The organism is Zoogloea sp. (genome assembly GCF_041911615.1).
Taxonomy (GTDB): domain Bacteria; phylum Pseudomonadota; class Gammaproteobacteria; order Burkholderiales; family Rhodocyclaceae; genus Zoogloea.
The window spans coordinates 35,989-48,577 of sequence record NZ_JAYROR010000099.1 but is presented as its reverse complement, the minus strand read 5'-3'; the positions used below and the strand labels follow the sequence as shown (position 1 = coordinate 48,577).

Here is a 12,589-nt window from a genome sequence, read left to right as displayed (position 1 = left end):
TCTACATACAGGAGACCCCTCATGAAATCCCTCGCCCTGCTGACCGCCACCCTGGCGCTGGGCTTTTCGCTCGCAGCCGGCGATGCCGACGCCGCCAAACGCTTTGGCGGTGGCAAGTCTTCGGGCATGCAGCGCCAGGAAATGAGCCAGCCCCATGCGCCCAACGCCACGCCGGCCTCACCCGCTCAAGCCCCGTCCGCCACCATGGCGCCACGCAGCAACCAGCAGGCAGGCATGCCCGCGGCAGCCCAGACGCCGCAGAAGCGCTCGTGGATGGGGCCGATCGCCGGTCTGGCTGCCGGTATCGGTCTCGCCGCACTGGCCTCCCACTTTGGCTTTGGTGAAGAACTCGCCTCGATGATGACCATGGCGCTCATCGCATTTGCGGTGATCGCGCTGATCGGCTTCTTCATGCGTCGACGCGCCCCGCAGCAGCCGACCCTTGCAAGCGCAGGCGGCATGCGTTTCGACGGTGCGGCGCAGCCCCACGACGCTCCGCCCGCCTCCCCCCCGAACAGCAGCGTGGGCGGGGCGAGCAGGCGCAGTGGCGTACCGTCCGATTTTGACGCGGACGGCTTCGTACGCAACGCCAAGGTCAATTTCATCCGCCTTCAGGCCGCCAACGACGCCCGCAATCTCGAGGACATCCGGGAATACACCACCCCGGAACTCTTCGCAGAAATCAAGATGAACTGGATGGAGCACGGCAACGCCGCGCAGAAGACTGACGTGGTATCGCTCAACGCCGAAGTGATCGACGTGACCGAGGAGGCTGCGCGCTACATCGTCAGCGTGCGCTTCACCGGTCTGCTCCGCGAGGACGCGAATGCCGCACCGGAAGGGATCGACGAAATCTGGCACATGACCAAGCCGCGCGACGGCAAGACCGGCTGGGTCGTCGCCGGCATCCAGCAAAATAGCTGATCCACCCACGCCCCGCCGCCGGCGGCCTCAGGGCACCCCGGCGGCGGCCCGCTCCCGGGCTCGTCACTCCTCGGCCGCAGGAGTTGGGCCGCCATTATTTTCCAGCGATTCGAAGCCGGCCCGAGCCGCCTCAGAAATGGCCAGCACGCACGGATGGGTCAGGCGTCGCTCGACGGAAATCGCGAAGTATTCCACCCGCACCTCTTCGGCACGCCCGAGGAGCACCAGGTCGCCACTCGCCAGGGTCTCCTGCTCGATGGCCGACGGCACCGCGAAAACCCCCACGCCAGCGCGGCCGAAAGCCGTCATCAGCGCCGTGTCGTCGAATTCGCCCACGATCCTCGGTCGCAGTCGTTTTCGATCGAGCCAGTCGATCAATTTTCGACGAATCGCCGAATCTTCGCCCGGCAGCAACGCCGGCAGTTCGGCGATGCACGCCGGAAACGGCTGATCGCGGCCACTCAGCAGGCTACGCGCGGCAAAAAAACTAAGCCCGGAATCGCCGAGACGATGGTTGTAGGCCCGCACGTCCACCGACGGCGGGATGGGCGAGTCCGCGATCACCAGATCAAGCCTGTGGATCGCCAACTCGGCCAGCAGGCGATCAAGCCGCCATTCCCGGCAGATGATGCGCACCGGATCGGCCGGGTCGACGGCAGGGTGCAGCAGCCGGTAGGCGAGCGACTTCGGAACCGCGTCCGAGACGCCGACGCGAAATTCCGCCGGCCGCCCCTTGGGGTAGTGCCGCAGCGCCTGCTCGAGCTCGGCACCGAGCGAGAACATTTCGTCGGCGTACTCCATCGCCAGCCGGCCCGCGGGCGTCAGTTCGAGGGCCCGCCCTTCACGGGAAAAAAGCTGCGTGTCGAGACTCTCCTCGAGCAAACGAATCTGTCCGCTGATGGTCTGAGGCGTGATATGGAGCGCTTCACCCGCCTTGACGACCCCACCACTGCGGGCCGTCTTCCAGAAGTAAAAGAGGTGTTTAAGATTCATCAATCGCCACAAACAGTTCGAAATTATCGAAATACATTAAAACATATTGCGACTTTTCTTTGCACCGTGAAGACCTTACATTCACGGCTTACAACGACGACAAGGAGATGAGAAGAATGGAAATCCAGATCAAGTCAACCGGCCTGCCCGCCGCCCAGAAACTCCGTCAGCACGCCAGTCAGCGCCTCCAGGCAGCGCTGGGTCGCTGCGGACATATCGTGCAACGGGTGAGCGTGCGTCTGAGCGACATCAACGGTCCCAAGAGCGGCGGCGCGGACAAACTGTGCCGCATCGTGATCCAGATGAAGAGCCGTTCCGTCGTCCTCGAGGAGCTCGGTGCGGACATGAGCCGCGTCATCGATCGCGTCGCCGAGCGCGTACACCTCACCGTCGCGCGTCAACTCGACCGGATTGTGGCGACCCGGCCGCAGCGCGTCGCGCCGCTGCGTCCGGTGCTGGCGACCGGCTGACGCCTCCCGCCGCCGGAGTTTCCGGATAAAATCGCGGCCCGTACGCCAACTGCGGGGCCGGCAAAGCAGTCCGCCCCGCCCGAACGCCATGCTGCGACTATCCGAACTCCGGCTTCCCCTCGATCACCCGGCCGACGCCCTTCCGGCCGCCATCATCCGCCGCCTTGGCATTGCGCCCGCCGATCTGCTTCGTTTCGACGTATTCAAGCGCAGCTACGACGCGCGCAAGAATCAATCCCTGTCCTTCATCTACATCGTCGACATCGCGGTGCGTGACGAAGCTGCGCTGTGCGCCAGGTTAGCGAGTGATCCTCACCTCCGGCCCACGCCCGACATGGCCTACCATTTCGTCGCGAAGGCGCCCGACGGATTCGGCAATCGTCCAGTGGTGATCGGATTCGGGCCTTGCGGCATCTTCGCGGCGCTGGTGCTCGCCCAGATGGGATTCCGTCCGATCGTCCTCGAGCGCGGCAAGGCCGTGCGCGAGCGCACTCAGGACACCTGGGGCCTGTGGCGCAAGAACAACCTCAACCCCGAATCCAACGTTCAGTTTGGCGAGGGCGGCGCCGGCACTTTCTCGGACGGCAAGCTCTACAGCCAGATCAAGGATCCGAAGCACTTCGGGCGCAAGGTGCTGACCGAATTCGTCAAGGCCGGCGCACCCGAGGAAATTCTTTACGTCTCGAAGCCCCACATCGGCACCTTCCGGCTGGTCGGCATGGTCGAGAACATGCGCGCCGAGATCATCGAACTCGGCGGCGAGATCCGCTTCCAGCAGCGTGTCACCGACATCGTGATCGAGGACGGCCAGGTACGCGGGGTCAAGACCGCCACCGGCGACGAGATTCGCACCGATCACGTGGTGCTGGCGCTCGGCCACAGCGCTCGCGATACGTTCGAGATGCTCCACGCAAAGGGCGTGTTCATGGAAGCCAAGCCGTTTTCGGTGGGCTTTCGCATCGAACATCCACAGTCGCTGATCGACAAGGCTCGCCTCGGTCCCCACGCCGGCCATCCGCTGTTGGGCGCGGCCGACTACAAGCTGGTGCACCACGCTTCGAACGGTCGCGCGGTGTACAGTTTCTGCATGTGCCCGGGGGGAACCGTGGTCGCGGCAACGTCGGAGCCGAACCGGGTCGTCACCAACGGGATGAGCCAGTATTCGCGCAACGAGCGCAACGCCAACGCCGGCATCGTGGTCGGCATCACGCCCGACGACTACCCCGGCGGCCCGCTCGCCGGGATCGAATTCCAGCGCCAGCTCGAAAGCCGCGCCTTCACGCTCGGTGGCGGTAATTACGAAGCGCCGGGTCAATTGGTCGGCGATTTCCTGCAAAGTAGGCCGTCGACCAAATTGGGCAGCGTCGAACCTTCGTACAAACCGGGCGTGCATCTTGGCGACCTGTCCACGGCACTGCCCGATTACGCGATTGCCGCCATCCGCGAGGCGATCCCGGCGTTCGACCGCCAGATTCGCGGTTTCAACCTCTACGATGCGGTCCTCACTGGCGTCGAGACGCGTACGTCGTCGCCCCTGCGAATCACGCGCGATGAAACCTGCCAGAGCCTGAACGTCAAAGGCCTCTTCCCGGCCGGCGAAGGCGCGGGCTACGCCGGGGGCATTCTATCGGCGGGCGTGGACGGCATCCGCGTTGCCGAAGCGGTGGCACTGGATCTGGTCAAGCCGGCCTGAGCGCCGGCCCACGGCTCAGCGCAGCGTGAAGCTGCGGAAACGGTTCGGGCGGCCGAGAATCAATCGCCCGAACTCGTCCAGCATTGCCGGACCGATGGCCTCTGCCGACAAGGTGCAGCGGGCATAGCCCAGACGCTCGAGATTACGGGTTTCGAGCACCACCTCGTGACGCTCGAAATCGACCCGCCACACCGCGAGTACGCTGATCTCGTCGGCCACGGTGAAACAGCCGTATTCGAGCTCGCGCTGACTGTTGCGGCGCTCCTGGCATTCGAAGCGCAGCCCGAGATCGAACAACACCTGTCGCAGGCGCTCGACACCCGCTCCCGACCGCTCGAACGTGCGCTCGCCTCGCCCCTTGAGGGTGAAACCGAGGGTAACGCGTTCGATGTGCCCGCCATCCCGCTCGGACTGGGTGCGAAAATCCGCGAACCCCTCGAGCCAGCTCAGGTTCCGGAAAGCGTCGTCGCAATCGAGAAAGTAATAGCTCCGCGCGACACTCGGCTTGAGGTAGTTGAGCTGCGTGGTAAGGTCGTGAAAGTACTCGAAGACTGTGCGCAGACGCCGGTCGAGCCCACAGCGCACGGCATCGATCTGCTGGGTTGCCTCGCTGGCACGACGCTGGCTGTCCGCAACTTCGTCCTTGAGCTGGTCGAGCAGGCCCCCCACTCGCGGAAACGGCGTCTGCGCCGGCGCGGCGGAGCGCGCTGCGGCAGGTCTGGTTTCGACCTCCGCCGTGGTCTCCGGAGGCGACGGGATCAGCTCGGGCACTGCTTCGGGGAAGGCCGTCGCGGACACGCGCAGGCCGGTTGCCCGCGCATCGATTTCCTGCACCCGTTGGCGCGCCGATTCGAGGTCGAATGCGTCGATGTCGGCCATCAACGCGGCCGCATCCGGATCCAGCCCGGCTGGGGAGTCCTCCGAGGAACCCGGAACGAGACGCAGCATGGTGGGTTTTCTACGCACGGGCGAAACATGTCGATACAAAGCGGGATGACATTATCGTTCGCGCGCTTCCCCCTCCGCAAGATGCACGCGCGCATCTCGGCGTCGGCACTTGCTTCATCGGCGCGGGCCGCACGTCCGGCCGGGCTGCCGGATCCGCGGCCGCGCGCATGGATCACGCCGACACGGAACGCCGGATCAAGTGGTCGAAGGCACCGAGCGAGGCCGTGGCGCCCGCCCCCATCGCGATGATGATCTGTTTGTACGGCACCGTTGTGCAGTCGCCCGCGGCGAACACGCCGGGCACCGAAGTCTGGCCACGGGCGTCGATCTCGATCTCGCCGCGCGGCGAGAGTTCGACCGTTCCCTTGAGCCAGTCGGTGTTCGGCAACAAACCGATCTGCACGAAGATGCCCTCCAGTTCGACGAGATGCACTTCGCCGCTGATCCGATCCTTGTAGCGGATGCCGTTCACCTTCTGGCCATCGCCGGTCACTTCGGTGGTCTGGGCAGACTTGATGACCGTCACGTTGGACAGGCTGGCCAGCTTGGTCTGGAGCACCGCATCGGCGCGCAGCGTGTCGGCGAACTCGAGCAGCGTCACGTGACTGACGATACCGGCGAGATCGATCGCCGCCTCGACGCCCGAGTTGCCGCCGCCGATCACCGCAACGCGTTTGCCCTTGAACAACGGACCATCGCAGTGGGGGCAGAAACACACGCCCTTGGCCTTGTACTCCTTCTCACCGGGCACGTTCATCTCGCGCCAGCGGGCGCCGGTGGCGAGGATCACCGACTTGCTGCGCAGGGTCGCACCATTGTCGAGCTGCACCTCGATGAGGCCGCCGGGCACGAGCTTCGCGGCACGCTGGAGATTCATCACATCCACCGGGTACTGCTTGACATGCTCCTCGAGCGCCTTCGCCAGCTTGGGCCCTTCGGTTTCCTTCACGGAGATGAAGTTCTCGATGCCCAGAGTGTCCATCACCTGGCCGCCAAAGCGCTCGGCGACGATGCCCGTGCGGATGCCCTTGCGGGCGGCGTAAATCGCCGCCGCGGCACCGGCCGGTCCCCCACCGACGACGAGCACGTCGAAGTCGTCCTTGGCCGAGATCGCCTCCGCCGCGCGAGCCGACGCACCGGTGTCGACCTTGGCGAGAATCTCCTCCACGGTCATGCGGCCCTGGCCGAAGGGCTGGCCATTGAGGAAGACGGTCGGCACCGCCATGATCTGCCGCGCATTGACCAGATCCTGGAACAGCGCGCCGTCGATCATCGTGCTGGTGACATTCGGGTTGAGCACCGCCATCAGGTTGAGCGCCTGAACCACGTCCGGGCAGTTGTGGCACGACAGGGAAATGAAGGTTTCGAACTCGAACTTGCCGGGCAAGGCCTTGATCTGCTCGATCACCGCCGCGTCAACCTTGGGCGGATGCCCCCCCGTCTGCAGCAGTGCGAGCACCAGCGAGGTGAACTCGTGGCCCATCGGCACGCCGGCAAAATGAATGCGCGGCGCCTCGCCCGGCACGCCGACGGCAAACGACGGACGTTGCGGCGCCGCACCATCCTCCCGCACGGTAACCTTGTCCGAGAGTTCGGCGATGTCGAGGATCAGGGCGCGGATGTCGGCCGCCTTGGCGCTGTCGTCCATCGAGGCGACGAGTTCGATCGGGCGCTGCAGCTTTTCGAGATAGGCCTTGAGTTGGGGCTTGATGTTGGCGTCGAGCATGAGGATCTCCGTTCTTTAGGTGTTCAGTGCGTTGAATGGGTACAAATCGCATCGCGGTGGATGACATCGCCAAGCGTTCATCGGTGCGAACGCTTGACGCTGCAATCCACGCCGGACTGATCCGGCGAGAGGGCTCAGATCTTGCCGATCAGGTCGAGCGAGGGCGCAAGGGTCGCGGCACCTTCGGTCCATTTGGCGGGACAAACCTCACCCGGGTGGGTCGCCACGTACTGCGCGGCCTTGACCTTGCGCAGCAGCTCGGAGGCGTCCCGGCCGATGCCCAGATCATGAATTTCGGCAACCTTGATCTCCCCCGCGGGGTTGATCACGAAAGTGCCCCGCAGCGCCACCCCCTCGTCGGCGATCAGCACGTCGAAGTTCTTCGAGATTGCGTGGGTCGGATCGCCGATCATCGGATAGGCGATCTTGCGAATCGTGTCCGACGCGTCATGCCACGCTTTGTGAGTGAAGTGCGTGTCGGTGGATACCGAGTAAACCTCGACGCCCATCTTCTGAAATTCCGGGTACAGATCGGCCATGTCGCCCAGTTCGGTCGGGCAGACGAAGGTGAAGTCGGCCGGGTAGAAGAAGAAGATCGACCACTTGCCGGCCAGATCGGCCTCCGAAACCTTGACGAACTTGCCGTTGTGGTAGGCCTCGGCGGCGAAGGGCTTGATCTTGCTGTTGATGATTGCCATGTCGTTCACTCCTGTTGGGATGTCGTTGAAGAAGACAGAACGAATGGTAGTGATCGCGCCTAAATTGATCTAATTGATTGTTCGGATTTTATCGATTGGATTTATCTATCAAATCCGATCCCCCCAGACACCGACACGCACCCCGCAAGCGCGCCTCGCCAGCGCACAATGGCACCCTTCCCGTTCAGCGAAACTAATCCGCCGCGCCCGATGAACTATCTCGCCCACGCCTTGCTTGCCGGCCCGCTTGCCACCGACAGGATCGGCGGCATCATTGGCGATTTCGTCAAGGGGCCGCTGTCGCCACGCCCTGCGGGGCTCAGCGCAGCGCTCGTCGACGGCGTTATGCTGCATCGACGCATCGACAGCTTCGCCGACCGTCACCCCGCCTTCATTCGCAGCCGGATGCGCGTCAGCGCCGACCGGCGACGGGTCGGCGGAATCATGGTGGATCTGTTCTACGATCACTTCCTGGCGAGGCACTGGGCGCAGTTCAGCATCCAGCCCCTGCACGCATTCACCGCCGAGACCTACCAGCTGATCGCCCGTCACACCGATCCCCTGCCCGCAGACTTCCTGCCTGTCTTCGAGCGGATGGCCAGCCACGACTGGCTCGCCAGCTATCACGACAGCAGCAACGTCGCCCTAGCCCTCGACCGGATGTCGCGTTTCCGCCTGCGCCAGCCCAATACCCTGGCGGGCGCTGGAGAGGAACTGGAACGGGAATACGCCGGCCTGGAAGCCGATTTCCTATCTTTCCTTCCGGATGCCCTGGCGTTTGCCGCGCAGGTTCGCGAAGCGCGGCCATGACAGCCGGCCCGAAAAAGAAAATCCGGCTCGAAACGATGACGTTTCGTCCGGATCAGATGGAATACCGATGGCGGAGGCGGTGAGATTCGAACTCACGAACGGTTTCCCGTTGCCGGTTTTCAAGACCGGTGCAATCGACCACTCTGCCACACCTCCGCAGGGCGCGGATTCTAGCACGGCGCGTGCGGTTGAAACTTTTTGGCCGCTCCGTTACTCTCAATCAGCACAGTTCATCACTGTTTTTGATCAATTCGGAGGAATTTCATGCAACTCGACACTTACGGTCAGCAAACGCAGGTTTTGTCGCAAGGCGCCAGCCGCGTATTGCGCAATACCTACATGCTGCTCGCCCTTACGATGGTGCCGACCGTTGCCGGTGCCTTGCTGGGCGTGCAGATGCAATTCTCGTTCCTGCCGGGTAACCCCTTCATCGCCTTCGCGCTGTTTCTGGGGATCTCGTTCGCCTTTTTCTACGGAATCGAGAAAAACAAGAACAGCGGTCTCGGCGTCGCATTGCTGCTGGGCTTCACGTTCTTCATGGGCCTGATGCTGTCACGCGTACTGCAGGTGGCACTGGGCTTCTCGAACGGCGGCACGATGATCGCCCTCGCAGCCGGCGGTACCGGTGCGATCTTTGCCGTCCTCGCGGGCGTTGCGAGCGTCTCGAAGCGAAACTTCACCAACATGGGCAAGTTTCTCACCGTCGGACTGGTCGTCGTCCTGCTTGCCATGGTTGCCAACATCTTCCTTCAGATGCCGGTGCTTCATCTGGTGATTTCCGCTGCAGTAGTGCTGCTGTTCTCGGGATACATCCTGTACGACATCAGCAACATCGTGCAGGGTGGCGAGACCAACTACGTCACGGCGACGCTGGCCGTCTATCTCGACGTCTATAACGTCTTCGTCAGTCTGCTCAATCTGATCATGGCCTTCACTGGCGAGCGCGACTGAGCGCAGCCTCCTTCAGCAAAAAAGGCGACCATCTGGTCGCCTTTTTTTGTGTTAACAACAGCCTCACGCGAATCCACCCCGCTCGAACACGGCGATCGACTCCACGTGAGACGTCTGCGGGAACATGTTGGCAATCCCAGCCCCCCGGAGTCGATAGCCCTTCTCGTTGGTCAGGACGGCAGTGTCCCGTGCCAGCGTTGCCGGATTGCAGGAAACGTAAACAATGCGCTTCGGCGCATCGTCGCCCAGCGCCTTGACCACCGCGATCGCCCCCTCCCGCGGCGGATCGATCAGCAGCTTGTCGAGATGGCCGAGGGCCGCAAGGCTGTCCTCGGTTGCCTCGAAAAGATTGGCGGCGTGAAACTCGCAGCGCGCGTCCAAGCCGTTTTCGACAGCGTTTTCCGCCGCTCGACGCACCAGTGCGTCACTGCCTTCGACCCCCACCACATACGCGCCGAGGCGGGCGATCGGCAGGCTGAAGTTGCCCAGACCACAGAACAGATCGGCGATGCGCTCTCCCGGCCGCGGATCGAGAAGCTGCATGGTACGGCGCATCAAGACACGATTGATCCCCATATTGACCTGAGTGAAATCGGTCGGCCGGAAGGCCATCGACACGCCGAACTCCGGCAGCGTATAGGCCAAACCTGGCGCCGACTTCGGGTGGAGCCGGTAGGCCGAGTCCGGCCCGCCCGGCTGCAGCCAGACCTGCACCCCCTCGGCCTGGGCAAAGGCGGCGAAGCGTGCGTCGTCCGCGGCAGTGATGGGCAGCAGATGGCGGAAGACCAGCACCGTGATCCCCTCGCCAACGGCAACCTCGATCTGGGGCAGACGATCCGGGGCCGAGAAACCTGCCACCAGCTCGCGCAAACGTGGAATCATCGCCGACAGATGAGGCGGCAGGATCGGGCAGCTTTCCATCGGCGCCACGTAGCTGCTGCGCCGCTCATGAAAACCGATCAACACCCCGCCCTTGCTGGGCACCATTCGCACCGACAGCCGCGCCCGGTAGCGATAGCCCCAGACCGGCCCGACGATGGCCGGATACAACACCTCGGGACGAGCGCGACCGATATGCCACAGCGCGTTCTCGAGGACTCGCTGCTTGGCCGCGACCTGGGCACCAGCTTCCAGGTGCTGCATGCTGCAGCCGCCGCAAACGCCAAAATGCGGGCAGCGCGGCGCGACGCGCTGGGCGCTCGGCTCGATCACCCGCTCGACGTCACCCACCTCGAAGTTGGGCTTGACCTTGTACGGCCTGAACGTGACCCGCTCGCCCGGCAGCGCCCCCTCGATGAAGATCGTCTTTCCGTCCACGTGGGTGACCCCGCGCCCTTCGTGATCGAGGGACTCGATGACCGCTTCCCGGCTGGCAGCTTCGCGCATGAATTGGCGTCCGAAAATGAAGGCCGACATTTTAGCGGGGGGCCCGGCCAATGCAATCCGACGCGCTATAATCGCGCGATGACAAACACACTTCTTGGTGGCCTTTCGGCCGAAGAATTCCTCGCCGAATACTGGCAAAAGAAACCGCTCTTGGTGCGTCAGGCGATCCCCGGCTTCACCGGCGTGGTGACCAAGGAAGAACTGTTCCAGCTCGCCCGCGATCCAGACGTCGAATCGCGCTACGTCACCCACGACGGCCACACCTGGGAAGTCATCCACGGCCCCCAGAAAGCCGCCGACCTGCGCCGCAAGAAGCACCCCTGGACGGTACTGGTATCGGGCCTGAACCTGTTCTGCCCGGATGGCGACGCATTGCTACATCGCTTCGATTTCATCCCACAGGCCCGCCTCGACGATCTGATGGTCAGCTACGCCGTCGATAATGGCGGCGTCGGCCCCCACTTCGACAACTACGACGTATTCCTGCTGCAGGGCATCGGCCAGCGCCGCTGGCTCATCAGCGACCAAGACGACCGCAGCCTCGTCGAAGATGCCCCGCTCAAGATCCTTCAGGATTTCCAGCCCGTCTACGATTGGGTGCTGGAGCCTGGCGACATGCTTTACCTGCCTCCACACTGGGCTCACAACGGCATCGCCATCGGCGAATGCACCACTTACTCCATCGGCTTCCGCTCGCCGACGTCCCAGGAGCTTGCCCAGCAGTTCCTCGTCCACCTGCAGGACACCCTCCAGCTCGACGGCATTTACGCCGACCCTGATCTGGTACGTCAGGATCACTCCGCGCAGATCAGCGACACCATGATCGACCGCGTCGCGGAAACCCTCCGTCGAATTACCTGGGATCGCGACGACGTACGCAGCTTTCTCGGCGCCTACCTCACCGAGCCCAAACCGCATGTCTTCTTCGACTGTCCGGACGATCCCCTCGAGCACGACGAGTTCGTTGCCGCCTGCGCAACGGGCTACCGACTCGATGCGCGCAGTCTCCTGCTTTTCTCCGACGAGCAGTTCTTCCTGAACGGCGAACCGGTGCCTGTCGAAAGTGAAGACCGCGACCTGCTGCAGCACCTCGCCGACGAGCGGCACATCGACTCCATCAAGGGTTTGTCCGAGGAAGGCATCGCCTTGCTTTACGACTGGTATTGCAGCGGCTTCGCCCATCCATCAAAAAATCTGATCGAATAGGCCAACGTATTGACAGGATGGGCGATTTTCCGCCCATGCCTGTTGCGGCAACGCAACAATGTCTTTATTCAAGCACTTCCTCCGTGATAGCATTCAGTGCAGATCGGATCCCCACCCGATTGCTCCTGATTAAAGCTTGTTGTACTTCATTTATCGATAAGGGAAACCAACAATGAAACAATCTCTCCTGGTTGCTGCTCTCGTTGCACTCGCTGTTACCGCCTGCGGCAAGAAGGAAGAGCCGAAGCCCGTTGAAGCTCCGGCTGCTGCCCCCGCTGCTGCTGCCCCGGCTGCTCCGGCTGCTGATGCCAAGCCCGCTGAAGCCGCTGCCCCGGCTGCCGCTCCCGCCGCTGCCCCGGCTGCTGATGCCAAGCCCGCTGATGCCGCCGCTCCGGCTGCTGCCCCGGCTGCCGCTGGCAACACCGCCGAGAACGCTGCCGCTGCCGCTGCCGCCAACGCCGAGAAGAAGTAATCTTCTCCCCGTTGAAAAAAGCCAACCTGCGGGTTGGCTTTTTTTACGCCTGGAATTCGCCATATTCCACAGGAATTCACGGCTCAACCCCGGAGCAGCAATACCAAGCTGGTACAACCCGGCTCCCCAAGACTGGCGAACCGAAAACGCTGCCCCTTCTACCTAAAAGCACCTTTCGGACCGGCGCCAATCGCTGACACTCTCACGCTCATTTCACGTGCTCCCGTCAGAGGCTTCAACGATATTCAAGCCATCGATTTTCCAGCCCCTAGCCTTCATGCTGGCACATGCCTGCCATCGCGAGGGAAGCAC

The 12,589-nt window shown here is 63.2% G+C and carries 12 protein-coding genes and 1 tRNA gene; 7 read left to right on the top strand and 6 right to left on the bottom strand.

All coding sequences use genetic code 11. The features are described 5' to 3' along the window. Positions 1 to 21: 21 nt before the first annotated feature. Positions 22 to 924 carry a Tim44 domain-containing protein gene (locus ACE3P2_RS12295; protein ID WP_374264830.1) on the top strand — a complete coding sequence of 301 codons (903 nt, stop codon included), beginning with the start codon at positions 22 to 24 and terminating at the stop codon, positions 922 to 924. A gap of 63 nt (positions 925 to 987) precedes the next feature. Here ACE3P2_RS12295 and nhaR read toward each other — a convergent pair whose 3' ends face one another. Then, the gene (nhaR, locus tag ACE3P2_RS12290) at positions 988 to 1,917 is read right to left on the bottom strand and encodes a transcriptional activator NhaR (protein WP_374264828.1); all 930 of its coding nucleotides are present in this window, start codon (positions 1,915 to 1,917) and stop codon (positions 988 to 990) included. A 116-nt stretch (positions 1,918 to 2,033) separates the two neighbouring features. On the opposite strand from nhaR, the gene ACE3P2_RS12285 reads away from it, so the two are divergent. Together ACE3P2_RS12285 and ACE3P2_RS12280 are read left to right on the top strand one after the other, a co-directional pair. After that, positions 2,034 to 2,387, top strand: coding sequence for an HPF/RaiA family ribosome-associated protein (locus ACE3P2_RS12285; protein WP_374264826.1), 354 nt, complete (start codon positions 2,034 to 2,036; stop codon positions 2,385 to 2,387). Between the two features lie 88 nt (positions 2,388 to 2,475). Beyond that, positions 2,476 to 4,080: an NAD(P)/FAD-dependent oxidoreductase gene (locus ACE3P2_RS12280; RefSeq protein WP_374264824.1), complete on the top strand. Its 1,605-nt coding sequence runs from the start codon at positions 2,476 to 2,478 to the stop codon at positions 4,078 to 4,080. Positions 4,081 to 4,095: 15 nt separating this feature from the next. Here ACE3P2_RS12280 and ACE3P2_RS12275 read toward each other — a convergent pair whose 3' ends face one another. The 3 genes from ACE3P2_RS12275 to ahpC form a co-directional block, all read right to left on the bottom strand. After that, the gene (locus tag ACE3P2_RS12275) at positions 4,096 to 5,028 is read right to left on the bottom strand and encodes a hypothetical protein (protein ID WP_374264823.1); all 933 of its coding nucleotides are present in this window, start codon (positions 5,026 to 5,028) and stop codon (positions 4,096 to 4,098) included. Positions 5,029 to 5,200: 172 nt separating this feature from the next. Beyond that, complete coding sequence (gene ahpF / locus ACE3P2_RS12270; RefSeq protein WP_374264821.1) at positions 5,201 to 6,754, bottom strand: alkyl hydroperoxide reductase subunit F; 1,554 nt, start codon at positions 6,752 to 6,754, stop codon at positions 5,201 to 5,203. A 134-nt stretch (positions 6,755 to 6,888) separates the two neighbouring features. Next, positions 6,889 to 7,452 (bottom strand): alkyl hydroperoxide reductase subunit C, encoded by a 564-nt coding sequence (gene ahpC, locus ACE3P2_RS12265; RefSeq protein WP_374264819.1) that lies wholly within the window; start codon positions 7,450 to 7,452, stop codon positions 6,889 to 6,891. Between the two features lie 210 nt (positions 7,453 to 7,662). Between ahpC and ACE3P2_RS12260 the strand changes: the two genes are divergently transcribed. Further along, positions 7,663 to 8,262 (top strand): ACP phosphodiesterase, encoded by a 600-nt coding sequence (locus ACE3P2_RS12260; RefSeq protein WP_374264817.1) that lies wholly within the window; start codon positions 7,663 to 7,665, stop codon positions 8,260 to 8,262. Between the two features lie 68 nt (positions 8,263 to 8,330). On the opposite strand, the gene ACE3P2_RS12255 is transcribed toward ACE3P2_RS12260, so the two are convergent. Continuing rightward, a tRNA-Ser gene (locus ACE3P2_RS12255) sits at positions 8,331 to 8,418 on the bottom strand. A 108-nt stretch (positions 8,419 to 8,526) separates the two neighbouring features. On the opposite strand from ACE3P2_RS12255, the gene ACE3P2_RS12250 reads away from it, so the two are divergent. Further along, positions 8,527 to 9,213, top strand: coding sequence for a Bax inhibitor-1 family protein (locus ACE3P2_RS12250; protein ID WP_374264815.1), 687 nt, complete (start codon positions 8,527 to 8,529; stop codon positions 9,211 to 9,213). A 63-nt stretch (positions 9,214 to 9,276) separates the two neighbouring features. On the opposite strand, the gene rlmD is transcribed toward ACE3P2_RS12250, so the two are convergent. Beyond that, the gene (gene rlmD, locus ACE3P2_RS12245; protein WP_374264813.1) at positions 9,277 to 10,599 is read right to left on the bottom strand and encodes a 23S rRNA (uracil(1939)-C(5))-methyltransferase RlmD; all 1,323 of its coding nucleotides are present in this window, start codon (positions 10,597 to 10,599) and stop codon (positions 9,277 to 9,279) included. 78 nt (positions 10,600 to 10,677) lie between these two features. On the opposite strand from rlmD, the gene ACE3P2_RS12240 reads away from it, so the two are divergent. Then, positions 10,678 to 11,805 (top strand): JmjC domain-containing protein, encoded by a 1,128-nt coding sequence (locus ACE3P2_RS12240; protein ID WP_374264811.1) that lies wholly within the window; start codon positions 10,678 to 10,680, stop codon positions 11,803 to 11,805. A 251-nt stretch (positions 11,806 to 12,056) separates the two neighbouring features. After that, the gene (locus tag ACE3P2_RS12235; RefSeq protein WP_374264809.1) at positions 12,057 to 12,443 is read left to right on the top strand and encodes a hypothetical protein; all 387 of its coding nucleotides are present in this window, start codon (positions 12,057 to 12,059) and stop codon (positions 12,441 to 12,443) included. The last annotated feature ends 146 nt before the right edge of the window (positions 12,444 to 12,589 follow it).

Coding starts and splice junctions, on each gene's coding strand:
- ACE3P2_RS12295 (WP_374264830.1), top strand. CDS start 22: ATGAAATCCCTCGCCCTGCTGACCGCCACCCTGGCGCTGGGCTTTTCG.
- nhaR (WP_374264828.1), bottom strand. CDS start 1,917: ATGAATCTTAAACACCTCTTTTACTTCTGGAAGACGGCCCGCAGTGGT.
- ACE3P2_RS12285 (WP_374264826.1), top strand. CDS start 2,034: ATGGAAATCCAGATCAAGTCAACCGGCCTGCCCGCCGCCCAGAAACTC.
- ACE3P2_RS12280 (WP_374264824.1), top strand. CDS start 2,476: ATGCTGCGACTATCCGAACTCCGGCTTCCCCTCGATCACCCGGCCGAC.
- ACE3P2_RS12275 (WP_374264823.1), bottom strand. CDS start 5,028: ATGCTGCGTCTCGTTCCGGGTTCCTCGGAGGACTCCCCAGCCGGGCTG.
- ahpF (WP_374264821.1), bottom strand. CDS start 6,754: ATGCTCGACGCCAACATCAAGCCCCAACTCAAGGCCTATCTCGAAAAG.
- ahpC (WP_374264819.1), bottom strand. CDS start 7,452: ATGGCAATCATCAACAGCAAGATCAAGCCCTTCGCCGCCGAGGCCTAC.
- ACE3P2_RS12260 (WP_374264817.1), top strand. CDS start 7,663: ATGAACTATCTCGCCCACGCCTTGCTTGCCGGCCCGCTTGCCACCGAC.
- ACE3P2_RS12250 (WP_374264815.1), top strand. CDS start 8,527: ATGCAACTCGACACTTACGGTCAGCAAACGCAGGTTTTGTCGCAAGGC.
- rlmD (WP_374264813.1), bottom strand. CDS start 10,599: ATGCGCGAAGCTGCCAGCCGGGAAGCGGTCATCGAGTCCCTCGATCAC.
- ACE3P2_RS12240 (WP_374264811.1), top strand. CDS start 10,678: ATGACAAACACACTTCTTGGTGGCCTTTCGGCCGAAGAATTCCTCGCC.